This is a genomic window from Parasphingopyxis sp. (assembly GCF_052168275.1).
GTDB lineage: Bacteria > Pseudomonadota > Alphaproteobacteria > Sphingomonadales > Sphingomonadaceae > Parasphingopyxis.
This window is the reverse complement of the sequence record NZ_JBQLZM010000103.1, coordinates 1-23631: the sequence shown is the minus strand read 5'-3', so window position 1 is coordinate 23631 and position 23631 is coordinate 1. Positions and strand designations below refer to the sequence as shown.

Sequence of the window (23631 nt, the reverse complement as noted above, 5' to 3'; positions counted from 1 at the left end):
GATGATGTTGATGCGGTGGTCCTTCCAAAAGCACGTGGTGGCCGCCGACGTGATCGTGATCCCGCGCTCCTGCTCCTGCTCCATCCAGTCCATCGTGGCGGCGCCGTCATGGACTTCGCCGATCTTGTAGGACTTGCCGGTGTAGTAGAGGATGCGTTCGGTCGTCGTCGTCTTGCCGGCATCGATGTGCGCCATGATGCCGATATTCCGATACATGTCGATCGAGGTATCGCGGGCCATTTCAATTTGCTCCAGTAACGGCCTTCGGGCCGCTCATTATATAGTGTGTGCTACCAGCGGTAGTGCGAGAAGGCGCGGTTGGCTTCGGCCATCTTGTGCGTGTCTTCGCGCTTCTTCACCGCATTGCCGCGATTGTTCGAAGCGTCGAGCAGCTCGCCCGACAGCCGTGCGGCCATGGTGTTTTCGCCACGGCTGCGCGCAGCGCCGATCAGCCAGCGGATGGCCAGCGCCTGGGCGCGCTCGGGACGCACCTCGACCGGCACCTGATAGGTCGCGCCGCCGACCCGGCGGCTGCGGACCTCGACGCCCGGCTTGATGTTGTTGAGCGCGTCGTGGAACACCTGCATCGGATCGGCCTTGGACTTCGCCTCGACCTGGTCGAGCGCGCCATAGACGATGCCTTCGGCGACGGACTTCTTGCCGTCATACATCAGGTTGTTCATGAATTTGGACAGGACCACATCCCCGAATTTGGGATCCGGCAGAATTTCCCGCTTTTCGGGACGGCGACGACGAGACATATCGTTAGACCTCTTCGATCAATCAGTTATTTGGGGCGCTTGGCGCCGTATTTCGAACGGCTCTGCTTGCGGTCCTTCACGCCCTGCGTGTCGAGAACGCCGCGCAGCACGTGATAGCGGACGCCGGGAAGGTCGCGCACACGACCGCCGCGGATCAGCACCACCGAGTGCTCCTGCAGATTGTGCCCCTCGCCCGGAATATAGCTGATGACTTCGCGCTGGTTGGTCAGGCGGACCTTGGCAACCTTGCGCAGAGCCGAGTTCGGCTTTTTCGGGGTCGTGGTATAGACGCGCGTGCAAACACCCCGCTTCTGCGGGTTCGCCTCCATCGCGGGCACTTTCGATTTCGCCTTTTGCGGCGTGCGGCCCTTGCGAACCAGCTGATTGATCGTCGGCATGAAGCCCTTCACCTTTATTCAGTTACTTTGCCAGGGCACGCCGCGCATTTTCCGCACCGGATTTCGCCGGAAGCCGGAAACGCACAAAGGCCTTCCGGCAACCGCTAGCGGCTCCGCAAGGCCCCATACACGCCAATGGCAATGTTCAAGCTCTCGTACCATGTCGAATCGCGTCTGGGCTGAACCCCCACCACCGATCCTCGGTACGGGCGGCGATATAGCGACGGTCCGGCAGGCGGTCAATGGTTCCGGTCGGTTGAATCTCCGTGCAAATCGTCTGGCGCTCATTTGCGGGACTCCCCGACCGATCCCGTCTCGGCACATCGGCGCAAGGACGGACAGCAACATATGATAGCGGCAAGAAAGCCGGAGTACGATCGAATAGCCTCGGACGCGCGACGGGACCTCCATTCGCCGCATCGGCGAACGATGTCCCGAAAGCGACATTGCACTGCAACATAACGGCATCAATTCACGGCTAGGCATCGTCTCGCTCCCGGCGGTCCACAACCGCCCGATCCCCGAGAAGAGAAAGCCATGTCCATGACCCGCATTCCCCATTTCGCCGTTGCCGCCCTGCTTTTGGGCACCAGCAGCACGAGCGCGCTGGCGCAAGGCAATGCCGCTGCCGACGCGATCGTCGCCAACGCGCCGATCGTCGTCACCGCGCAGAAGCGCGAAGAGGCGATCACCGACGTTCCGCTGACCGTCACCGCCTATTCGGGCGAGACGCTCGAAAATATCGGGATCGACGAGTTCGACGAACTCTCGGCCTTCGTCCCGGGCCTCAACATCCAGGAGCAGAGCGCCAACAATCCGGGCTTCGTCATCCGCGGCATCACATCGGACTCCGGCAGCGCCCAGATCGCGCCGCGCGTGACCATCTATTATAACGGCATCGACGTCTCGCGGTCGCGCGGCTCCTATTTCGATCTGTTCGACATCGAGCGGATCGAGGTGGTGAAGGGCCCGCAGGCGACCCTGTTCGGCACCGCGGCGACTATCGGCGCGCTTTCGGTCGTGACCGCCCGGCCGACGGCCGATCTGGGGGCAGCCTTCTCCGCCTCCTACGGCAATTACGACGCGATCGAGCTGAACGGCATGATCAACGGCGGCAGCGACGACATCGCCGCCCGGCTCGCCTTCGTCTACAAGGAACGCGACGGCTATATCCGCAACGTCGCCGGCGAGCCGGGCACGGCCAGCGAGGCGATCGTCGGCATCGACCAGGACGATCTCAACGGCATCGAACAGTTCGGCCTCCGGGGATCGCTCCGCATCTTCCCGACCGACGACAGCACGATCGACCTCGTCCTCACATACGAACAGCAGCGCAACAGCGGCACGGCGTTCAAGTCGGGATCGATCCCGCCGACCGGCGGCGACACCAGCCCGTTCAGTTTCGCCGAACTCGGCGGCTCGCCGTTCAGCGAAACCGTGCTCGGCATCCGCGATCTCGGGCTCGAGCGCGAGGTGTTCGACGCCAGCCTGACCTTCAACGCGCCGCTCACCGACACCCTCTCGCTCACGTCGATCACCGGCTATCGCCGGTTCGACAGCCTCGAGACCTTCGACGCGGACGGTTCGGCGCTCTTCTATCTCGAATTCGCCGAGGATGCCGAAGGCGAACAGATGAGCCATGAAACCCGCATCACCTATGACGGCGACCGGTTCCGCGGCTTTGCGGGCTTCAACCTCTTCCACGAGGACGGAACGCAGCGCGTCCCCTTCTCCACCGACGAAGGCACCTATATTGCCTGCGCGCCGTTCGGCGCCTTCGCGCCGATCCAGGCCAATCTGTCCGCCGCGCTCGGCGGCGCCGATCCCTGCGTCGCGGCGGACGGGACGCTGAACGCCCCGCTCGCCACGGCGCTCCTCACCGGCGGCGGAGCCACGGTCCTCCCCTATCGAAGCGTGTTCCAGAATGGCGGCAAGAACAGCAGCTATTCGGTCTTCGCCGACGGCACGCTCGATCTCGGCCGGCTCGAACTGACCGCCGGCCTGCGCTACGTCTATGAGGAGCGCCGCTCGAGCTACAGCGCTACCCAGCCGGGCAGCGCGATCTTCGCCGGTTTCGGGGCGCCCGGCGTCGCGCTGCTCGGCGCGGCCGATACCAACGGCGCGACGTTCAGCGCGGAGGACAGTTTCGACGCCTGGCTGCCGCGCTTCAACGCGCTGTACCGGATCACGGACGACATCAATGTCTACGCCACGGTCTCCAAGGGCCGCCGCGCGCCGGTCATCGATCTCAGCGCCCTGGCGACGGCCGGCGGCACGGTGCCGGATGTCACGCTCGTCGCGAGCGAGCGCGTCTGGAACTACGAGGGCGGCATCAAGGCCGATATCGATGGCTTTTTCGGATCGGTCGGCGTCTTCTACCAGGACTATTCGAATTTCCAGACAAGCTTCTTCGAGGAAGGCACCGGCCAGATCGTGCCGGTCAATGCCGGCAAAGCCAGCAATTTCGGCGTCGAGGTCGAGGCCGCCTATCAGGTGGTCCCCGAGCTCAGGCTGTTCGCCAACTATGCCTATATCGATGCCGAGATCGACGCTCCGGCGGCGGGCGGCGCGACCCAGTTCGTCGGCAGCCGGTTCCGGCTCCAGCCCGAACATTCGGCATCGGCCGGCGCCCAGTTCGCCATCGATATTTCCGACGGCGCGGAATTCTTCCTGACGCCGACGGTGACCTATCAGAGCCGCGTCTTCTTCGAAGTGCCCAATACGCCGCTCACGAGCGAAGACGGTTATGTGCTGGTGAACCTGCGCGGCGGCGTGAGCTTCGGCGACGGCCGCTACGAGATCGTCGGCTTCGCGCGCAACCTGTTCGACGAGGACTATCTGATCGACGCGGGCAACACCGGCGGGGCCTTCGGCACGCCGACCTTCATCGCGGGCGAACCGGCGCTGTACGGCATCGAGATCGGTATGCGTTTCTAGGGGCCCGCCCGCGCAGGCCGGCTTGCATTCGGCCGCCGCAAGCCGGAAAGCGTTGGCCATGACGGGCAACGATCCGCTCGCGGGTGCCCGCGCCTGCCGCCTGTGCGCGGGCGCGATCCCCGACCCGATAAGGCCGGTCTTCCAGGCCGACCCGCGCGCGCGCATCCTCGTTGCCGGCCAGGCGCCGGGCCGGAAGGTCCAGGCGAGCGGCATTCCTTTCGACGACGCCAGCGGCGAACGGCTGCGCGACTGGATGGGTGTCGATCGCACGGTCTTTTACGATCCGGCGCGGATCGCGATCCTGCCCATGGCCTTCTGCTATCCGGGCAAGGGGAAATCGGGCGACCTGCCCCCGCCGCCGATCTGCGCCGAAACCTGGCGCGACAGACTGCTGGCGCAGCTTCCCGATATCCGGCTGACCCTCGTGATCGGCCAATATGCGATGAACTGGCATCTCGACACGCCGCATCGCACGCTCACCGAAACGGTCCGGCATTGGCGCGATTTCGACGCCGCGACGCTGCCGCTGCCGCATCCCAGCCCGCGCAACAATATCTGGCTCGCGAAAAATCCGTGGTTCGGCGAGGAGCTGCTCCCGCATTTGCGCGGTCGGGTGGAGTCCGCGCTCGACGCATGATTGATTTGACTCTTGATATTTAACTGATACGTTAATTAACAAGATAGCGAATCAACGAGGCTCCCTTGTCCGATCTCACCACCACTTTCGCCGCGCTCGGCGAACCGACGCGGTTCGCGATCGTCGAGCGGCTGCTGCGCGAGGGCGAGCTTAACGCCGGCGCTTTGCAGCAGGGCGCATCGATCTCCGCGCCCGCCATTTCGCGCCATCTCAAGGTGCTGCGCAAGGCCGGCATCGTCGTCCAGCGCATCGACCGACAACAGCGCATCTACGCGGTGCGCCCGGAAGCCGTCCAGGCGATCAGCGCCTGGACGATGAGCCACAAGGAATTCTGGCAGGCGAGCTTCGACCGCCTCGCCGCGATCCTCGACGCGGAATCCAAAAGATAGGGAGGCAGACAGGCAATGAGCGAACTCAGGATAGAACGGACCTTCCCGGTGGCGCCGGAAACGGTCTTCGATTATCTCACCAACACCGAATATCTGCTGCAATGGTGGGGCCCGGAAGGGATTTCGGTGTCCGAGCACAATCTCGATCTTTCCCGGCCGGGGCCGTGGAATTCGACGATGACCAATGCCGAGGGTGCCAACTACAAAGTGTCGGGCGAAGTCGTGACGCTCGATGCGCCCCATGCCGTCGAATTCACCTGGGCCTGGCATGACGAGAATGACGCGCGCGGCCATGAAAGCCGCGTACGCTTCGAAGTCGCGCCCGACGGCAATGGCGGTTCGACGTTCACGATGATCCATTCCGGCCTTGCCGACGAAGAGAGCGCCGCGAGCCACGACGGCGGCTGGACGTCTTCCTTCGTCAAGCTGGAGCGGCTGCTCGGCTGATGTCGGCCGCCGATCCCCATCCCGACCCCCGAGCGAGGAGATTGCAAATGCCCAAATATGTATTCGCCTATCATGGCGGCAAAGCGCCGGAGAGCCCGGAAGAGGGCGCGCAGGTCATGGCCAGATGGCAGGCCTGGTTCGGCGATCTTGGCGATGCGGTGGTCGACGGCGGCAATCCGGTCGGCCCGTCGAAGATGGTGTCCGCGGACGGCGTTGCCGATGACGGCGGAGCCAATCCGCTGTCCGGCTATTCGATTGTCCGGGCCGACAGTATCGATGCGGCGGTCGAAATGGCGAAAGGCTGTCCGATCATGGATCACGGCACGGTCGAAGTCGCCGAAGCGATGGAAATGTAGCACATCGGAAAAAGCGTGTTCTGACGCGGGGCGCGTGGCGAAGAGGCGAGCGCCCCGGGGTCTCTGCGGCGACGACATGCCGCAATCGGCCGATTGACGGTTTCGGCATTCCCATCTTTGGTCTGGACCGGCGCGGTATCGCCCGGCAAAGGGGCGCGGTTACGCTATGAACCGGCTCGCCCTCCCCATCACCCTCGTCATCGTCGCGCTGGCCACACTGGTCATGGCCCGGTTCCTGGCGGACCCGTTCCCGCCGCGGGCAGCGGCCGAAGGGCTTTCGATCACACTCGACCCGCCACGGCCCGAGGCGGCCGCGCCGGCCGGCGAAATCATCGATCTCGACCCCCGGTCCGGATTGATCGACTATAACGAGATCGACCGCCGCATCGGCGCGCTGATGGAAGAAGAGACCATGGTCGGGCTGGCCGTGGCGATCATGGAGAATGGCGAAATCACATTCGCCCGCGGCTACGGCGAAACGCTGCACGGTACGGGCGAACCGGTGACGGCGGACACGGTGTTTCGCTGGGCGTCGCTGTCGAAGAGCGTCGCCGCGACGATGGTTGCGCTTCTGGCGCAGGACGGCGCGGTCGATCTCGACGCACCGGTGTCGCGCTTTGCCCCGTCGCTCCGGCTGCCCGCGTCCGGCCATATGCGCATCTCGGTGACCGACCTGCTCTCGCACCGGCTCGGCATCGAGCGCAACGCGCTCGACAACCGGCTCGAAGCGGGCGAGGATCCGCTGATCCTGCGAACCGCGCTCGCCAGCCATCAGGTCGCCTGTCCGCCCGGCACCTGCCACCGCTACCAGAATATCGGTTTCGACGCGGCCACCGAGATCGTCGAGGGGGTTACGCGGCAAAGCTACGAGGCCGCCGTCCAGCGCCGGCTGCTCCAGCCGCTCGGCATGCGCACCGCCAGCCTGTCCCGGCGCGCGCTGTTCGAGAGCCGGAGCTGGGCGCGCAGCCACCGCGGCGCGGGCCAGGAGGTCGAGGTCGTCGAGCCCTATTACCGGGTTCCGGCGGCCGGCGGCATGAACGGCTCGATCCGCGACCTCGCCCGCTGGATGCAGGTGCAGGTCAACGGCGCGCCGGATATCGTCCCGCCGTCGATCCTCGCCACGGTCCATCGCCCCGTCGTCCGCACCGAGCGCGAGGACCGGCGCAACCGGCGCTATGCGGAACGGGTTTCGAACACCCGCTATGCGCTGGGTTGGCGCGTTTACGACTATGCCGGACACACGGTCATCACCCATCGCGGCGCAATTCGCGGCTACCGGGCGATGATCATGATCGATCCCGCCTTGCGCAGCGGCGTCGCCGTGCTCTGGAATTCGGGCAATGGCCGGCCGTTCGGCATCCCGATGGATATATTCGACCAGATATACGGACTGCCCGACACGAACTGGATCGATCCGGATGCCCGCGAAGACAGCCGCGGTTAAGAAGCGCGCCGTTAGGCCGCGGATCATGAAGCGCACGCAGATCGTCTTGCTCGCCCTGCTGGGGCTGACCCTGCTCGCCGTGCAGACCGGCTGCGCGCATTTCGCCCGGGAACAGCTTTACGCGCCGCCGGTCGGGCCGATCGCCGTGCCGGAATGGACCGGCCCGGAGCCCGAGCGCGTCGCGGTAACCACCGAGGACGGGCTCGAACTCGCCGGCCTCTACTGGGCGCCGGGCAACGGCAGCGCGGATATCATCCTCGTCCTGCACGGCCGGCGCGACAATGCGGGGCGGATGGCGGGCTATGTCCAGCGCCTCGCCGAAAGCGGCCGGGGCGTGCTCGTCGCCTCCTATCGCGGGTTCAACGACAATCCGGGCTCGCCGACCGAAGCCGGGCTGGTGGCGGACGCGCGTGCATTCTACCGGTTCGCGCGCGCCCGCGGGAACGACGTCTATGTGTTCGGCCATTCGCTGGGCGGCGCCGTCGCGATCCAGCTGGCCGCGCGCGAGGAACTGGCGGGCATCGTCACGCTGGCCACCTTCAGCGATCTCGGCGAAGCGGCGCCCTTCTACAGCGAGCTGCTGATCCCGGACAGCTGGGAGAGCATCGTCGCGTTGAGCCGGGTGGAGGAGCCTATCCTCTTCATCCATGGCGCGGACGACGATTATGTCGAACCCTCGCATTCGCGCCGGCTGTTCCGCACGACCTGCTCGCTCGCCGCGCTGGCGATCATCGAGGGCGTCCGCCACCGTCCCAACTTCCGGCTGATCCAGCCGCTGATCACAGGCTGGGTCGACGCGCTCCGGACCGGTACCACGGACACCTTGGTTGCCCCGAATGCCGTGGACCTCGACCGAAAGCCGGCTTGCACACGGTGAGCAACGCTCGCACAGCGCGGCGAACCAACCTAACGCGCGCTCAACGCGACGTTGTCGAAATCGACGAAATAGGCTGTTCGGTCCGGAGCGCCTCTTGGGCCGCTGCCCCGGTAAAGGCCCATTCGCAGCATATAGTCGGTCGACCGGTCGTCAAACGCAAGCCGGTGGGCGGCTGCGCCGACCTGGCGCATCTCACGACGCGATGAGTCGCCATGCGTCCACAGTTCGACACGGCCTGCAGATCCCATCCGAAAACGGAGCTGGAAGCGGCGCCATTCATCGAAAGCGAAATAGCGTGAATCGGTGAGCGGAAGGGTGATGAGGCGTTCATACCCATCCTCATCGTTGCGACCGATGACGTGCAGGAACAAATCGTCGCCCGCACGCCGCAGATTGATCGACATGGCCGGCGAGTGCGGGCCGACATCCATCTGCAACACCTGGGTGATGATGAACCAGTCATTCTCCCCGGGGAAATAATAGGTATTCCCTGAACCGTCGCGCGGAAGCCGGATATCGAAATCGAGCATGTAGGTACGATCGTCGCGCAGCGTCCTGCTGAGCACGAATTCGGTGCGGTCTTTCACCTCGGTCGAAGCGCCCGAAGCGAAGCGGGCAAAATGATTGTGCGCCTCGCCGATAATTTCCGGCGGTCGCCCGCTCCCCAATATCGCGATGAAATGGTTGCGCCGCTCACGCGCCGCGTCGTCATATTCGGAAATCTGAAGCGAACCGCTGTTTCTCGATCGATAGACATAGGCCGCGCGGGGCCCCTCGAAATCGATGTGCTGGATCGATTCATAGGCCAAAACCGGCGAAAATCCGGCCATACACCCAAACAGCAAGGCCATGGCCAGGCCGCCGCGGCAAAACAGGCTAAACAATATGCTCAATATATGATCCCCGGCTGCTCGTTTTCTCCAGTCGGTATATGCGATGCGCCAGCTTAAGCGGGCCTGACCGCTTCGTTCAGCACGGGCCGTTGGTGCGATGCGGACGGATGCGGTGTCGCGCCAGCGCCTCGTAATCGGCGCGGCAGGCATCGGCGACGGCCCGCTGCTCGGCAGTAAGGTCCGGCATTCCGTCCGGCGCCGGCGCGAAACCCGTGCTCGCCTCGACGCGCGCATACCAATGTTCGGCCCAGATACCGTCGCTTTCGCGCCGCCCCGGCGCCCAGCCGAGCATCGCCGGATCCCAGGCGATATCGAGCGCCGCGCATAGCCGGCTCAGCACGGTTTCGGGGTCGATCAGCACATCGGTGCTGTCGATCACCGGCGGCGCCTTGCCCGTACGCTCGACCTCGCTCTCGAAATAGCGGCGCAGCTTCGCATAGCCGAGCAGTTCCGGTCCGCGCAGCTCGTTCTTCGCCGCATAGCTGGCGACGACGCGCTCGGGCTCGCGGATCAGGAAGGCGTGCCGGTGATCGGGAAAGTCGGCGATCGAGACGGGCCCCACCATATGATGGGGCATGTGCTTCTGATACCAGACCGGCGCTCCGTCCGGCGCATCGCCGCTCATCGCGTCCCGCACCGACGCCCAGTCGCAATCCATGGCCGCGATGGTTTCCGCCGCCATCGGCTGCGGCTCGCCCGTGGCTTTCAGGAATGCGCCGTAGAAGGGCTCGTCGGTCACCGCGCTGTCGGCCCGGCTACCGAAGCTGCGCATCATCGCGGTCGAGATGTTGCGCGGTCCCGACCACATCGCGATCCGGATCGTCACGGCCGCGACCGCGCGGCGACGTCGGTGGCGAGCCGGGCGGCATACAGCGCCTGCAACCGCTCGACCATCGGGCCGCGCGCTTCGGTCAGCCCGCGCCCGTCCACCTCGGTGACCGGCACGACACCGGCGAAGGTGCCGGTGACGAACGCCTCGTCGGCGCCATAGACGTCGGTCAGCGAGAAATTCCGTTCGAACACCGGTATGTCCGCATCGCGGCACAGATCGATCACCGTGCCGCGCGTGATCCCGCCGAGGCAGTAATCGCCGCTCGACGTCCAGACCTCGCCCTTGCGCACGATGAAGAAATGGGTGGAATTGCAGGTCGCGACGAAGCCCTGCGGATCGAGCATCAGCGCCTCGTCCGCGCCCGCTTTCGTCGCCTGGATGCAGGCCGTGATGCAGTTGAGCTTGGAATGCGAATTGAGCTTGGGATCCTGCACCGCCGGGTCGCCGCGCCGGACATGGACGGTGAACAGCCGGATGCCCTTCTCGACCGTTTCGGGGAGCGGCTCCTTATATTCGGGCACGATGACGATGGTCGCCGGCGACACGACGACGCGCGGGTCCTGATAGGGTGTCGAGCGGATGCCGCGCGTCACCATCAGGCGGATATGCACGCCTTCGGACGAACCGTTGGCATCCAGCGTTTCATAGAGCCGCCGCTCGAGCGTTTCGCGATCGATGCCGATATCCATGTCGATGGCCTTGGCGCCCTCGAACAGCCGGTCGATATGCTGGTCGAGAAAGGCGATCCGCTCGCGGTGGACGCGCAGTCCCTCCCAGACGCCGTCCCCGAGCATGAAGCCCGAATCGAACACCGAGACCATGGCCTCGGCGCGCGGGACAATTTTACCATTGATGTTAATCAGGATTTCCGCGTTCCGCGGGTCCTCGCGATAGTCATGCGTTCCCTTGCCCATCGGCGCGCTATAGGCGGCGTTCACCCGGCATTCAAAGTAAAAGCGGCCTAAAGAAACCGCCTTTCTTCTAAGGTTCCGTCGACTCGACCCGAGTCGCCAACGATTCGTCGCGCCATGGTCCGTTAGACTCGCGATTTAACCACATTGTTGCTAGCCGATGTGCACAAATTTCAATTCACAGGGTTGCACGTGTCTAGAAATCCAAAGGAAGGCCCGGGGCTGTGGTCCCGGTTCAAGGGCCTTTTTCCTGACCATGAGCTGCATATCCGCTCCGGCGGAAAGCTTCGTTTTTTTCGCATTTCCAGCAAGTTACAGATAAGAGTAGTATCGATCGCCGCGCTCGGCGCATTCGCCTGGCTGGCGATCACGCTGGTCATGGTCGGTCTGCAGGTCAAAGGTGCGAGTGACCGAATCGCACTTGACCAGCGCGAGCAGGAGGTCACCGAGACCGAAGCGCGCGTCGCCGCCTATCGCGGAACCGTCGAAGAGCAGGTCGCCCGCGTCGAGCGGCGCCAGGCCGTCCTCGATGCGCTGGTCCGCCGCCATTTCGGCAATATCGAAGTCGACGAAAACGAGGCCGAGACCGCCGAAGGCGCCGAAACCGCCGACGAAAGCAGCGCGGCGATCCCGGAAGCCGCTGCGCTGCGCACGCTGGAGCGGCAGCAGGTCGCCTTCGCGCGCGCGCTGCGTGCTGCGGTCGAGGCGCGCACCCAGCAGACCGCCGAAGCGATCCGCGAGTTCGGGCTCGATCCGCGCGTCATGAGCAGCCGCGCACAGGGCGGCCCGCTGATACCGATCCGGACCGCGATGACCCTCGACGGCGCGATCGACGATGAAATCGCCGATCTCGAGATCGCGCTGAACCGCCTGGCAGTGATGGAGCTCTCGCTCCGCGCGATACCGTCGGCCAAACCGACGGCCTATGGCGCTATGACAAGCCCCTTCGGCCTGCGCCGCGACCCGTTCACACGGGCCCGCGCAATGCACAACGGCATCGATTTCCGCGGTAGCCACGGCCAGGGCATCCTTGCGACCGGACCCGGCCGGGTGAGCTTCGCGGGCTGGAAGGGCGGCTATGGCCGGACGATCGAAATCGATCATGGCGCGGGGGTCGTCACCCGCTACGCGCATCTGTCGGGCATCAGCGTGAGCGTCGGGGACCGTGTCGACCGGGGGGATCGTATCGGCAGAATGGGCAGCTCCGGCCGCTCGACTGCCACCCACCTGCACTATGAAGTGCGTATCAACGGCCGCGCTGTAAATCCGCGGCCCCTTCTGGAGGCTGATCGCGATGTTCTCGAAATCCAATCCGTCGCAGGACGAAGAAATGGCGATTCCGTCGAGCGCGGATAACCGCTCGACCTTCTCGGTCATCGGCTCGGACGTCACCGTCACGGGCGACATCGACGCGTCGGTCGACCTGCATGTCGATGGCCGCGTCGAAGGCGATATCCGATGCGCGACGCTGGTCCAGGCCGGCAACAGCACGATCAAGGGCGCGGTCAGCGCCGAACAGGCGCGCATCGCGGGTCGCGTGGAAGGCTCGATCGCGGCCAAGGAACTGATCGTCGAGGCTTCGGCGAAAGTCATCGGCGACGTCACCTACGAAAAGCTGAGCATCGCGACCGGCGGCCATGTCGAAGGCAGTTTCCGGCACAAGAGCGCCGGCACGCTCAAGAAGGAAGAGCCCAAGGATCCGTCGCTCAAGCTCGTCGACGAGAAGCCCGCCGCGACGGCCGCGCCGAAACCGGCCCATAGCTCGGCGGTCGTTCAGGGCTGACCGAAAGCCCGGCGCGCCTTAGCGCCGATCGACCGCGATCTCGCCGCCCTTGATGACGATATCGACATGCTCGAGCGCGGTGATGTCGGCAAGCGGGTCGCCGTCCACGGCGATGATGTCCCCATAGCGGCCGGGCGCGATCGCACCGACATCGGCCGTCCGGTCCAGCGCCTCGGCGGCGGTGACCGTCGCAGCCTGGATCGCCTGAAGCGGGGTCATCCCGAACCGCACCATCCGCGCGAACTGGCGCCCTCCGGTTCCGTGCGGATAGACGCCGGCGTCCGACCCGAACACATGCCGCGCGCCCAGCTCGACGGCAAGGCGGAAGCTCTCGCGCTGGATCGTCCCGACCTGCCGCTCCTTCGCCAGATTTTCCTCCAGCACGCCGTTCGCCTCGCCCTCGGCCAGCGTATATTCGGTGTTGTAGATGTCCATCGAGAAGAAGGTGCCGCGATCGATCGCCATGCGGATCGTCTCGTCGTCGAGATAGCTCGCATGCTCGATCGTATCGACACCGGCCTCGATCGCGGCGCGGATGCCGGCATTGCCATGCGCATGGGCCGCGACCCGCATGCCGAGCATATGCGCCTCCTCGACCGCGGCGCGGATTTCCTCGGCGGTCATCTGCTGCGCCCCGACATCGGTGTTGCGGGAAAAAACGCCGCCGGTCGCGCAGATCTTGATGACATCGGCGCCGTAGCGGCGATTCTGCCGGATCTGGAGCCGGATCTCCTCCACGCCGTTCACGCCCTGCTCCCCGTCCCGGTCGACGAGCGAGGGCGGCAGGCCGTTGCGGTCGCAATGTCCGCCCGTCACGCCGAAGGACTCGGTCGCGGCGACGATCCGCGGCCCCGGATAGAAGCCGGCCTCGATCCCCTGGCGCAGCGCGACATCGGCATAATCGTCGGCGCCGACGTTGCGCACGGTCGTGAAGCCGGATTCGAGCATCGCGCGCGCATTGGGCACGCCGAGCGTCGTCCAGAAGCTGTCGGTATAGTTGAGCCGCCGGAAGCCGCCGATCCGCGGCGTCGTCGTCAGATGGACATGCATGTCGATCAGGCCGGGCAGGATCGTCATGCCCGCGAGATCGAGCCGTTCGGCATCCTCCGGAAGATCGGCCGGCATCCCGCCGCTCGAAACAGACGTGATCCGCCCGTCGGTAACGACGACGACGGGATTCTCGAAAACGCGCCCGTCCAGCACGTCGATCATGCGATCCGCCGTCACGACCAGCGTTTCGGCGTGCAGCACCGCCGGGCACAACAGTATGGAAGCGATGATGGCGAGCCGTGCGATCATGGTCATATTCCTCTCTCGAACAACGCCGCTATGCTATAGCGTCGGCGGCCCGTCGAGGGGCAGGAAAGGGATTCACGCATGAACGAGGATTGGGCATTGCCCTGGACCGGACAGTGTTTGTGCGGCGACCTGCAGTTCGAGATCAGTGCCCCGCCGCTGCTCTCGATGGCCTGTCATTGCCGGGGCTGCCAGCGACTGACGGCGAGCGCCTTTTCGCTGTCGGTGATGGTGCCGGCCGAGGGCTTTCGGGTGACGAAAGGCGAGGGCGTGAAAGGCGGCCTGCGCGGCCCGCACGGGCAATTCTTCTGCGACAGCTGCAAGAGCTGGGTCTATTCCGAGCCGCACGGCATCGACTGGATCGTCAACGTCCGTACGATGATGCTGGACGAGCCGCGCTGGGACGTGCCCTTTATCGAGGTGATGACCGACGAGCGACTGCCCTGGGTGGACCTGCCGGCCCGGCACGGTTTCGCAGCCTTCCCGGAGATGGACGACTATCAGCGGCTGATCGCGGACTATGCGGAAAACGGCGCGCGGCCGGGCACGGGCTGATCAGATGTGCAGCACCCGGTCATAGGCCGCGAGCACGCTTTCATGCATCATCTCGCTGAGCGTCGGGTGCGGGAAGACGGTCTCCATCAGCTCGGCCTCGGTCGTTTCGAGCTGCCGTGCGACGGCATAGCCCTGGATCAGCTCGGTGACCTCGGCGCCGATCATATGCGCGCCCAATAGCTCGCCGGTCTTCGCGTCGAACACGGTCTTGACGAAGCCCTCGGCCTCGCCGAGCGCGATTGCCTTGCCGTTGCCGATGAAGGGGAAGTTGCCGACCTTCACGTCATGCCCCGCCTCCTTGGCCTGGGCCTCGGTCAGCCCGACCGACGCGACCTGCGGCCGCGAATAGGTGCAGCCCGGAATATTCTCCGTGGTGAAGGGATGCGGGTCTTCTCCCGCGAGCTTCTCGATCGCGACCACGCCCTCATGGCTCGCCTTGTGGGCAAGCCAGGGCGGGCCGGTCACGTCGCCGATCGCGAGAATGCCCTCGACATTGGTCCGGCCGAAGCCGTCGACCTCGATATGGCCGTTCTTGCCGGTCTTCACACCGAGCGTATCGATGCCGATATCCTCGGTGTTCGGCACGATGCCGATGGCGACGATCGCATGGCTGAACTCGCTCTCGGTCACCTTGCCCTTGGCGTCCTTGATCGCCGCCTTCACGGACTTCGCGCCGGCCTCGAGCTTCTCGACGCCCGCGCCGGTCATGATCGTCATACCCTGCTTCTTGAGCGTCTTTTCCATATGCCTGGAGACGTCTTCGTCCTCGACCGGCAGGATGCGCGGCAGCATTTCGACGACCGTCACCTCGGCGCCCATGTCCGAATAGAAGCTGGCGAACTCGATGCCGATCGCGCCAGAGCCGATCACCAGCAGCTTCGACGGCACCTCCTCGGGCACCATCGCATGGCGATAGGTCCAGATGCGCTTGCCGTCGGCCTTGGCGAAGGGCAGGTCGCGCGCCCGCGCGCCCGTCGCGATCATGATCGATTTCGCCGTCAGCTCGGTCGTCTTGCCGTCCTCGGATTTCACGGACAGCTTCCCCTTGGCCGTGATCGTGCCGAAGCCTGCATGCACATCGACCTTGTTCTTCTTCATCAGCCCGGTGACGCCCTGGTTGAGCTGCCCCGCCACCTTGCGGGACCGCTCGACGACCTTGGCGAGATCGAAACCCGGCTTTTCCACGTTCAGCCCATAGGCCTCGGCATGAGTCATATAATGATAGATCTCGCTCGTCCGCAGCAGCGCCTTGGTCGGGATGCAACCCCAGTTGAGGCAGATGCCGCCGAGCTTCTCCCGCTCGACGATCGCCACCTTCATGCCGAGCTGCGACGCCCGGATCGCGGCGACATAACCGCCGGGCCCCGAACCGAGGATGATAAGGTCGTATTGGTCAGCCATCAGTCACCGTCTGCTTTCATCAAATGCCATGCCGTCTGCGGGTCCATCCCGTGCTTGAACGCCTGGTCGATCCAGATCATCGCGAGCGGCTCGAGTTGGCGCGCGTTGCGGATCCCGCCATAATCGATGGGCTCGAAACCGATATCGCGCAACAGGCTGCTGACGAGCGCCTTGGCCTCGTCATCCTCGCCGGCCACGAACTGGATCGGGCGGTTCGGGAAATCGTGCGCCATTCCCATCACCGGCGATCCGACCTGGTTGAGCGTCTTCACCGTCTTCGCGGCGGTCTGGCCGGCCAGTATTTCGCCGGCCGAGGTGTCGAAACCCAGGGCCAGCTCCAGCCCCGTCTCGCCCATGGTCAGCGGATTGGTGCAGTCGATCAGGATCTTGCCGTCCAGATCGCCGCACTGGCCCAACGCGCTTTCCGCAACGCTCCAGTCGACGGCGAGGATGACGACTTCGCCCCATTGCGCTGCGCCTTCGGTCGTGTCGTGGGGAATCTCGTCTCCATTGTCGTATTTCTCGTCGGCCGGCTCGCGGACTCCGTACACGACCTCATGCCCGGCCTTGGCGAACGCCGGCCCCAATACGCCGCCGACGCGGCCCTTGCCGATTACCGCTATCTTCATCGCCCATCTCCTTGCGCTACGCCAGCATCGCCAGCGGGTTTTGCACCAGCTGCTGGAACGCCTGCATGAGCTGGGCGCCGTCCGCGCCATCGATCGCGCGATGGTCGAAACTGCCGGTGGCGCTCATCACTGTAGCGATCTGCAAGGACTCATCGATGACATGGGGCCGCTTTTCGCCCGCGCCGATCGCCATGATCATGCCCTGGGGCGGATTGATGACCGCGTCGAACTGCTTGATCCCGAACATGCCCATATTGGAGATGCTCGCGGTGCCGCCCTGATATTCGTGCGGCTGCAGCTTGCCGTCCTTCGCGCGGCCGGCCAATTCCTTCATCTCGACCGAAATCGCCGAGACCGACTTGTTGTTCGCATCGGTGATGATCGGCGTAATCAGGCCATTGGGCACGCTGACCGCGACCGAAATGTCCGCGCGCCGGTAGCTGATCAGCTGGTCGCCTGCGAAGGAGACGTTGCATTTGGGCACCTGGATCAACGCCTGGGCGAGCGCCTTGATCAGCAGGTCGTTCACCGACAGCTTGATATCGCGCGCTTCGAGGCCCGCATTCAGCTCCTTGCGCAGATCGAGCAACGCATCGAGCCGGATATCGACGGTCAGATAGATATGCGGCACGGTCTGCTTGGCCTCGGTCAGGCGGCGCGCGATCGTCTTGCGCATGTTCGACAGCTTTTCCGTCTCGTGCGGGATGTCGGTGTCGACCGGCGCGGCGGGCGCAGCGGGGGCCTCTTTCGCCGGCGCCTTGGCCGCACCGCTTTCGAGCGCGGCCTCGATATCGGCCTTGACGATCCGGCCCTTGGGGCCGCTGCCCGAAAGCCGCGCGAGATCGAGACCGTTCTGCTCGGCGAGGCGGCGGGCCAGCGGGCTCGCCTTGACGCGGTCGCCATCGGCGGCCGGCGCCTTTGCCGCGGGCTCGGGCGCCGCGGGCGGCGAGCCACCCTCGGCATTCTCGATATCCGCCTTGACGATCCGTCCCTGCGGCCCCGTGCCCGTCACGCTGCCCAGGTCGACCCCCTTCTCCTCGGCGAGCCGACGGGCGGACGGGCTGATCTTGATATCGTCGCCCGATGTCTCTGCGGCCGGAGGAGGAGGCGGTGGCGGCGACGGTTTCTGCTCGGGCGCGGCCTCGGCCTTTCCGTTCGCCGGGCCCGGCGCCTCGATGGCGCCGGCATCCTCGCCCTCTTCGGCGATGATCGCGATCACCGTGCCGACCTGCACCTCGTCCGTGCCCTCCGGCACGAGAATCTTCGCCAGCACGCCCTCGTCGACCGCTTCGAACTCCATCGTCGCCTTGTCGGTCTCGATCTCGGCCATGATATCGCCGGCGCTGATCTCGTCGCCTTCCTTGACCAGCCATTTGGCCAGGGTGCCTTCCTCCATGGTCGGCGAAAGCGCGGGCATCTTCAGTTCGATCGGCATGGCTCTTCCTCGGCTAAGCGGCTCGGCGTCTATCCGAGCAATCCATGCCGCGCCGCCCAGCGCGCGTAAAGGGCCAACAGCGCCTGTACGGCTATCAGAATGACGGAGAAGACGAGCCCGAACGTGCCATAGGCCTCGATCCCGTTTCCGAAGGGCAGGTCATAGCCGAAAAAGCCCGCCGCCATCGCCGCCGCGGTGGCCCAGAAAACGCGTTCGGCCATCGGCCGGCGCAGCAGCAGCAATATCGCGGCGATCACTCCGAGAAAGACGCTCGTCGTCCACAGCAGGCGCCGCCATTCGGGAAAGGCTTCGATCATCGCCATCATCTCGGGCGGGAACTGCGCGAGATAGTCCTGGTTCACGGTTAGCGTCATGTAGAGATCGTACAGGCCGAAACCGTTCCACAGCAGCGCCAGCCCGGCGACGACCCAGAAAACCGCTTTGCGCATGACGCCCGCCTCCCTCGAAATCCCGACCGCCAACCTAGCGGCGAAACGCGGCCGCGAACAGCCCGAAGGACCGCATCCCGCTTGCCAGTCCCGTCATATTGCCGCAGTCTCCCGACCAACAGGGGAGGGCCGGATGCGGACTTATCTGGTGGTCATCGACGAAACGCCGGAGGCGAAGGCGGCGCTGCACTACGCGGCCGTGCGCGCGATCCGCCTCGGCCGGACCGTGGAGATCGTCGCGCTGATCCCGCCGCAGGAATTCGTCAACTGGGCCGCTGTCGAGGCGACCTTCGAGGAAGAGGCCAAGCTGCGCGCCGAGGCGGCGGTCGCCCAGGCCGCGGGCGAGCTGGTCGAGGCGACCGGCGTGCAGCCCAAGATCGTCGTCAAGCGCGGCGATCCGGTGAAGATGGTGCGCGAAGCGATCGACGAGAGCGAGAATATCGCGGGCATCATGCTCGGCGCGGCCGCCGAGGGGCCGCCCGGACCGCTCGTTTCCCATTTCGCGGGCACGGTGGCGGGGCAGCTGCCCTGCCCCGTGATCGTCGTGCCCGGCGCCCTGAGTTTCGAGGAACTGGAAAGGCTGGGATAGCGCAACGCCGCATGCGGCGCGCGATCCGGCCGGCAACGAAAAAAGGGCGGCGGGATTTCTCCCGGCCGCCCTTCAGCCCCCTCCCCCAAGCGAAAGGAATGCGCCTCAGCGGCAGTTGCAGTTGCGCGACCGCGGACGATGCGCGGCACGGCGTGTACTGCGCCGCGGCACGACATATTCGACTTCCTCTTCGATGAACGTCGTCGTGGTCGTGGTCGCCGGCGCCGAATTGAGGACGATGGTCGTCGTCGCGCTCTGCGACACGCCATTGGCATGGTTCACCGCATAGGTGCCCGGTCCGCTGACCGCGACATGGGTCTGCACGGGCGGAACATGGTGCACGGGCGGCGAAACGACGCGATCGTCACGCTGATAGTCATAGTCGTAATCGACGCCGTAGCCCGGGGCGGCGGGCGGGTAGTAATCGCCCTGGCCGACATATTCGGGAACCCGGTCGTCATAATAGCGCCGGTCCGCACGGCGGTCGTCGCGATAATAGCGGTCGTCATAGCCGTCGGACCGGCCCGCCGCGCTGCCGATGGCCCCGCCGGCGATCGCGCCGAGCGCGCCGCCGATGATCGTGCCTTCGGTGCGGTTGCCGCGGCCCGCGATCCGGTTGCCCGCGATACCGCCGACGATGCCGCCGACGATGGCGCCAGCCGCCGCATCGCCCGCATCGCCACGCCGCCGGTCGTCATAATAGCGGCGATCGTCATCATAGCGCTCGTCGTAATAGCGATCGTCATACCGACGATCGTCGCGATAATCGTCGCCATACCGAACGCCGTAGCGCCCGTCGGCGATATGGCCGCGGCCGTCGACCAGATAGGCGTCGTCATAATAGCGGACCCAGCGATAGCCATAAGCGGGGCGAGCGAGCCCGTAGCTCGGATAGTTCACGACATAGTAGCGCGGCGCGAGAAAATAGCTGGGCAGGAAGCCGCCGACGAAGAAGCGGGAGCCGCTATGGAACCGCCGGCCACCATGGTGGAAGAAGCGGCCGCCGCCGCGATGGACGAAATGCCGTCCGCCGCCATGGCGCACGAAATGCCGACCGCCGCCGCGCCAGACCCGGGTCCCGCCGCGATGGCCGCCGCGCATCGCCTGCGTCGCGACCGCGATGCCCGCGTTGCTCGCGCCGGAGTCGCTTTGCGCCTGCGCCGTTGCCGGCATCATCGTCAGGGACATCAAAAGCCCCAGAAAAGCTGATTTGCGCATATGTCGCCCTTCCCATATATTTTACGGCCGGAAAGCGTCGCGGACCCCCGGCGTTCACACTTTCTTAACAGTTTTGAAAGGCCTGTGCCACGGCGGGGTCGGAGGCCCTGTGTCCCGTTTTGGAGCAACCGCCCGGAGGCGCGCACAGGCTATCCGGCGATCCGCGGACCGGCCAGCGCGACCAGCGCTTCGCATCCGGCGGCATCGTCGGCATCGAACCGGGCCTTGCTCGGGCTGTCGATATCGAGAACACCGACCAGCGCGCCATTCACCAGGATCGGCACCACCAGTTCGGACGCGGACACTGCGTCGCACGGGATATGGCCCGGGAAGGCGTCGACATCTTCCACGATCTGGGTTTCGCGCGTCGCCGCCGCCGTGCCGCATACGCCCGCGCCGACGGCGATGCGAATGCAGGCGGGCTTGCCCTGGAAGGGGCCGAGCACGAGCTCGTCGCCGACGAGGCGATAAAAGCCCACCCAGTTGATGTCGGGCAGATATTCCCAGAGCAAGGCCGCCATATTGGCCATATTGGCGACGGCATCGGGTTCGCCGGCTGTCAGTCCGTCGAGCGCGGACCGGAGATCGGCGTACAGGGCCTTTTTGTCGGTCGCCGGCGCGATATCGAAACTGTGCATCGGATGTCCTAGTCGAGCCGCGGTTTGCCGCGCGCCTTCTTCACCTGCCCGCGAACCTTCTTGCTGTCCACCCGGCGCGCCTTGGCGGCCCGGCTCGGCCTTGTCTTGATCCGGCGCGCGGGGCGATGATGGGCCTTTTCGAGCAGCTCCTCGAGCCGCGCCATCGCCGCACGGCGATTGGCCTCCTGGCTGCGATGGTTGCGCGCGGTCAGCACGAGCGTCCCGTCCGCCGTCATCCGGCTTCCGGCCAGCGACCGCAAACGGCGATAGACGGACGGCGCGAGATCGAGCGCGAGTACATCCACCCGCAGCTGGACGGCCGTCGCGACCTTGTTGACATTCTGTCCGCCGGGCCCGGTGCCGGCTAGATGGCGCTCCTCGATCGCGGTGGCAGGGATGGCGGGGTTGTCGGAATCGGCCATGCCGCCCTCCTAACCGAAGGGGGGGCGGACTGTCCAAGTCGCGCCCCTCCGGCATCGCGGCTAAAACGGAAACGCGTTGGCGAAATGATCGGGCAGCGGCGCTTCCGCGACGATATCCGCCTTGCCGTCGCGCGGCACGGACAGGGTTCGCGCATGAAGCAGCATCCGCGGCCCGCCATCGCCATAGACCGGATCTCCAAGGATCGGCACGCCGAGCCCCTCGCGCGCATGGACCCGCAGCTGGTGCGTCCGCCCCGTTTCCGGCCGGAATTCGACGAGCGTCCGGCCGCCTTCGACCTTGCGTGTCGTCCAATGCGTCCGCGCCGGTTTCCCGCGCCGATCGGCCACCATCCACCAGCCGCGTTCGCGGGTCGAGCGTTTCGCCAGCGGCAGGTCGACGGTTCCCGATTCCGCCCCCAATTCGCCGTCCAGCACCGCCCAATAGGTTTTCGAGACCTCGCCCTCGGCAAAAATCCGGTTGAAACGCTTGAGCGCCTTCGGGTTGCGGGCGAGCAACAGGCAACCGCTGGTATCCTGGTCGAGCCGGTGGACGATCATCGGCGGGCGGGCGAATCCCCTACGCAGCGATCCCAGACGGTCCTCGACACTGTCGCCACCGCGCTTCGGCCGGGTGACCGGCAGGCCGGCAGGCTTGTCGATAACGATCGCCTCGCCATCGATGAACAGGATGCTGTCGGCCATCATCCCCGGGCCTTAGCCGAACGGGCGACCAGCTGCCTAGCGGGATCGGCCCGCTGCGGGGACATCCGGCCATTAAACTCATCGTAACGCTGAATATTTATATGACGAACGGAGGGCAGAAGAACCATGTTCCAGCACAAATTTTCCGAGGAGTTCGTGACGAACGTCGAGCCGATGGTCTCCTTTGCCGAGATCGTCAGCGCCTTCAGCTATGCGCTCGACCTCACCCAGGGCCAGCCCAAGGGCCATTGTATCCGCGTTTGCTGGATCGGCAGCCATATCGGGCAGGCGCTCGGCCTCGACAAGGAGCGGCAATGGGAACTCTATTATACGCTCCTGCTCAAGGATCTGGGGTGCAGCAGCAACGCGGCGCGCATCTGCGAACTGTATCTGGCCGACGATCACGCGATCAAGCGCGACTACAAGCTCGTCGACGGCAAGCTCGGCAACGTCCTGAAATTCGTGCTGGCGCGGACCGGGCCGAACGCCACGCTGGGTGAGCGGATCAGCGCCCTCGGCAACGTCCTCGTCAACGGCTCGAAAATCGAACATGACATGATCGAAACGCGCTGCATCCGCGGCGCCGATATCGCCCGCCAGCTGCGGTTCCCCGAAACCGTGGCCGAAGGGATCGCGGGGCTGGACGAACATTGGGACGGGTCGGGCCAGCCCAACGGGCTCGAAGGCCATGCCATTCCGCTCTATTCGCGGATCGCCCTTCTGTCCCAGGTGATCGACGTGTTCCGGATGGCGAACGGCGAAGAGGCGGCCTGCGACGAGGTGCGCAAGCGGAGCGGCGGCTGGTTCGATCCCGTCCTGTGCGACGTGTTTCTGGAAATCGCCGAGGATCCGGCCTTCTGGGCGGCGCTGGAGGCGCGCGATCTCGAACGGCGCGTCATCGCGCTCGAACCCTCCCGGCAGATGATGGTCGTGGACGAGGATTTTCTCGACGATATCGCGGCGGCATTCGGCCAGGTGATCGACGCCAAGAGCCCCTATACGAGCGGCCATAGCGGGCGCGTGGCCGTGTATGCCGCGGGCGTCGCCGAACGTCTCGGCTATGAAAAGGCCCATATCCGCAAGCTGAGCCGGGCCGCCGCGCTGCACGACATCGGCAAGCTCGGCATCAGCAACCTGATCCTCGACAAGCCCGACAGGCTGACCGAAGAGGAATGGCGGGTGATGCGCGGGCACACCCATTACACGACGGCTATCCTCGGCCGGATTTCGGTGTTCAACGACATGGCGGCGACGGCCGGAGCCCATCACGAACGCCTGGACGGCAAAGGCTATCCCAACCGGATCTGCGAAGACGCGATCCGGATGGACACGCGGATCATCACGATCTGCGACTTTTTCGACGCACTGACCGCCGACCGGCCCTATCGCGCCGCGATGCCGGTCGATGAAGCGCTCGCCATCATCGGTTCGGAAGTCGGCGGCGCTATCGATGCGAGCTGCTTCGAAGCGTTGAAGGCGATGGTGGCGGAGCACGGCCCCGCCACCTGACCCTGCCGGCCGGCAAGCGGAAACAGGGGCGTGCCGCCCCGCAGGGGCGCGTCAGCCATGGACCTTGGCGGCGACCTCCGCGATCCGACGGCCATGATACCGCGCGCCGTCGAGCTCGGTCTC

The 23631-nt window shown here is 65.5% G+C and carries 27 protein-coding genes; 12 read left to right on the top strand and 15 right to left on the bottom strand.

The features are described from left to right. The 3 genes from ACTS1X_RS09215 to rpsL form a co-directional block, all read right to left on the bottom strand. Positions 1–240: GTP-binding protein (locus ACTS1X_RS09215; RefSeq protein WP_442614093.1), on the bottom strand; the 240-nt coding region annotated here is incomplete at its 3' end. Between the two features lie 50 nt (positions 241–290). Then, positions 291–761 (bottom strand): 30S ribosomal protein S7, encoded by a 471-nt coding sequence (gene rpsG, locus ACTS1X_RS09210; protein ID WP_442614092.1) that lies wholly within the window; start codon positions 759–761, stop codon positions 291–293. Positions 762–787: 26 nt separating this feature from the next. Further along, complete coding sequence (gene rpsL, locus ACTS1X_RS09205) at positions 788–1159, bottom strand: 30S ribosomal protein S12 (protein ID WP_067108793.1); 372 nt, start codon at positions 1157–1159, stop codon at positions 788–790. A 543-nt stretch (positions 1160–1702) separates the two neighbouring features. On the opposite strand from rpsL, the gene ACTS1X_RS09200 reads away from it, so the two are divergent. The 7 genes from ACTS1X_RS09200 (at position 1703) to ACTS1X_RS09170 (ending at position 8246) form a co-directional block, all read left to right on the top strand. Then, the gene (locus tag ACTS1X_RS09200) at positions 1703–4096 is read left to right on the top strand and encodes a TonB-dependent receptor (protein ID WP_442614091.1); all 2394 of its coding nucleotides are present in this window, start codon (positions 1703–1705) and stop codon (positions 4094–4096) included. A 58-nt stretch (positions 4097–4154) separates the two neighbouring features. After that, positions 4155–4733, top strand: coding sequence for a uracil-DNA glycosylase family protein (locus ACTS1X_RS09195; protein ID WP_442614090.1), 579 nt, complete (start codon positions 4155–4157; stop codon positions 4731–4733). 65 nt (positions 4734–4798) lie between these two features. Then, positions 4799–5122 carry an ArsR/SmtB family transcription factor gene (locus tag ACTS1X_RS09190; RefSeq protein WP_442614089.1) on the top strand — a complete coding sequence of 108 codons (324 nt, stop codon included), beginning with the start codon at positions 4799–4801 and terminating at the stop codon, positions 5120–5122. A gap of 15 nt (positions 5123–5137) precedes the next feature. Further along, positions 5138–5569 carry an SRPBCC family protein gene (locus ACTS1X_RS09185; protein WP_442614088.1) on the top strand — a complete coding sequence of 144 codons (432 nt, stop codon included), beginning with the start codon at positions 5138–5140 and terminating at the stop codon, positions 5567–5569. 47 nt (positions 5570–5616) lie between these two features. Continuing rightward, positions 5617–5925 carry a hypothetical protein gene (locus ACTS1X_RS09180; protein ID WP_442614087.1) on the top strand — a complete coding sequence of 103 codons (309 nt, stop codon included), beginning with the start codon at positions 5617–5619 and terminating at the stop codon, positions 5923–5925. Positions 5926–6091: 166 nt separating this feature from the next. Next, positions 6092–7369 carry a serine hydrolase domain-containing protein gene (locus ACTS1X_RS09175; RefSeq protein ID WP_442614086.1) on the top strand — a complete coding sequence of 426 codons (1278 nt, stop codon included), beginning with the start codon at positions 6092–6094 and terminating at the stop codon, positions 7367–7369. A 25-nt stretch (positions 7370–7394) separates the two neighbouring features. Beyond that, positions 7395–8246 carry an alpha/beta hydrolase gene (locus tag ACTS1X_RS09170; RefSeq protein ID WP_442614085.1) on the top strand — a complete coding sequence of 284 codons (852 nt, stop codon included), beginning with the start codon at positions 7395–7397 and terminating at the stop codon, positions 8244–8246. 29 nt (positions 8247–8275) lie between these two features. Here the strand turns inward: ACTS1X_RS09170 and ACTS1X_RS09165 are convergent, their stop codons facing one another. Genes ACTS1X_RS09165 through ACTS1X_RS09155 form a run of 3 tightly spaced genes read right to left on the bottom strand, consistent with a single transcriptional unit; the run spans position 8276 to position 10885 of the window. Next, complete coding sequence (locus ACTS1X_RS09165; protein ID WP_442614084.1) at positions 8276–9289, bottom strand: heparin lyase I family protein; 1014 nt, start codon at positions 9287–9289, stop codon at positions 8276–8278. Then, positions 9216–9947 (bottom strand): HAD family hydrolase, encoded by a 732-nt coding sequence (locus ACTS1X_RS09160; RefSeq protein WP_442614083.1) that lies wholly within the window; start codon positions 9945–9947, stop codon positions 9216–9218. The genes ACTS1X_RS09165 and ACTS1X_RS09160 overlap by 74 nt, the downstream gene beginning before the upstream one ends. Positions 9948–9961: 14 nt before the next feature. Continuing rightward, entirely contained in the window at positions 9962–10885 is a 924-nt protein-coding gene (locus ACTS1X_RS09155; protein ID WP_442614082.1) for an aminotransferase class IV, read from the bottom strand. A gap of 375 nt (positions 10886–11260) precedes the next feature. On the opposite strand from ACTS1X_RS09155, the gene ACTS1X_RS09150 reads away from it, so the two are divergent. After that, positions 11261–12238, top strand: a complete 978-nt coding sequence (locus tag ACTS1X_RS09150) for a M23 family metallopeptidase (protein WP_442614081.1) — start codon at positions 11261–11263, stop codon at positions 12236–12238. Beyond that, on the top strand, positions 12213–12665 hold the full coding sequence (locus ACTS1X_RS09145; protein WP_442614080.1) for a bactofilin family protein: 453 nt from the start codon (positions 12213–12215) through the stop codon (positions 12663–12665). The genes ACTS1X_RS09150 and ACTS1X_RS09145 overlap by 26 nt, the downstream gene beginning before the upstream one ends. 18 nt (positions 12666–12683) lie before the next feature. Here the strand turns inward: ACTS1X_RS09145 and ACTS1X_RS09140 are convergent, their stop codons facing one another. Continuing rightward, complete coding sequence (locus tag ACTS1X_RS09140) at positions 12684–13970, bottom strand: Xaa-Pro dipeptidase (RefSeq protein WP_442614079.1); 1287 nt, start codon at positions 13968–13970, stop codon at positions 12684–12686. 72 nt (positions 13971–14042) lie between these two features. On the opposite strand from ACTS1X_RS09140, the gene ACTS1X_RS09135 reads away from it, so the two are divergent. Next, complete coding sequence (locus ACTS1X_RS09135) at positions 14043–14516, top strand: GFA family protein (protein WP_442614078.1); 474 nt, start codon at positions 14043–14045, stop codon at positions 14514–14516. Here ACTS1X_RS09135 and lpdA read toward each other — a convergent pair whose 3' ends face one another. From lpdA to ACTS1X_RS09115, 4 genes are read right to left on the bottom strand one after another with little or no spacing between them, the layout of a single operon-like run. Then, complete coding sequence (gene lpdA / locus ACTS1X_RS09130) at positions 14517–15917, bottom strand: dihydrolipoyl dehydrogenase (protein ID WP_442614077.1); 1401 nt, start codon at positions 15915–15917, stop codon at positions 14517–14519. Next, entirely contained in the window at positions 15917–16546 is a 630-nt protein-coding gene (locus tag ACTS1X_RS09125) for an NADPH-dependent F420 reductase (protein WP_442614076.1), read from the bottom strand. Before ACTS1X_RS09125 ends, lpdA begins: the two co-directional genes overlap by 1 nt. Positions 16547–16562: 16 nt before the next feature. After that, a complete protein-coding gene (locus tag ACTS1X_RS09120; protein ID WP_442614075.1) occupies positions 16563–17981 on the bottom strand; it encodes a 2-oxo acid dehydrogenase subunit E2 in 1419 nt (472 codons plus the stop codon). A 29-nt stretch (positions 17982–18010) separates the two neighbouring features. Continuing rightward, entirely contained in the window at positions 18011–18430 is a 420-nt protein-coding gene (locus ACTS1X_RS09115; RefSeq protein ID WP_442614074.1) for a hypothetical protein, read from the bottom strand. A gap of 133 nt (positions 18431–18563) precedes the next feature. Between ACTS1X_RS09115 and ACTS1X_RS09110 the strand changes: the two genes are divergently transcribed. Continuing rightward, positions 18564–19019, top strand: a complete 456-nt coding sequence (locus ACTS1X_RS09110; RefSeq protein WP_442614073.1) for a universal stress protein — start codon at positions 18564–18566, stop codon at positions 19017–19019. Between the two features lie 105 nt (positions 19020–19124). On the opposite strand, the gene ACTS1X_RS09105 is transcribed toward ACTS1X_RS09110, so the two are convergent. From ACTS1X_RS09105 to ACTS1X_RS09090, 4 genes are all read right to left on the bottom strand, one after another. Next, positions 19125–20207: an RcnB family protein gene (locus ACTS1X_RS09105; RefSeq protein WP_442614072.1), complete on the bottom strand. Its 1083-nt coding sequence runs from the start codon at positions 20205–20207 to the stop codon at positions 19125–19127. A 179-nt stretch (positions 20208–20386) separates the two neighbouring features. Continuing rightward, a complete protein-coding gene (locus ACTS1X_RS09100) occupies positions 20387–20875 on the bottom strand; it encodes a GAF domain-containing protein (RefSeq protein ID WP_442614071.1) in 489 nt (162 codons plus the stop codon). An 8-nt stretch (positions 20876–20883) separates the two neighbouring features. Then, positions 20884–21297, bottom strand: a complete 414-nt coding sequence (gene arfB / locus ACTS1X_RS09095) for an alternative ribosome rescue aminoacyl-tRNA hydrolase ArfB (RefSeq protein ID WP_442614070.1) — start codon at positions 21295–21297, stop codon at positions 20884–20886. 60 nt (positions 21298–21357) lie between these two features. Then, complete coding sequence (locus tag ACTS1X_RS09090) at positions 21358–22002, bottom strand: RluA family pseudouridine synthase (RefSeq protein WP_442614069.1); 645 nt, start codon at positions 22000–22002, stop codon at positions 21358–21360. 123 nt (positions 22003–22125) lie between these two features. Between ACTS1X_RS09090 and ACTS1X_RS09085 the strand changes: the two genes are divergently transcribed. Then, positions 22126–23508, top strand: a complete 1383-nt coding sequence (locus ACTS1X_RS09085; protein WP_442614068.1) for an HD-GYP domain-containing protein — start codon at positions 22126–22128, stop codon at positions 23506–23508. Positions 23509–23631 lie beyond the last annotated feature (123 nt).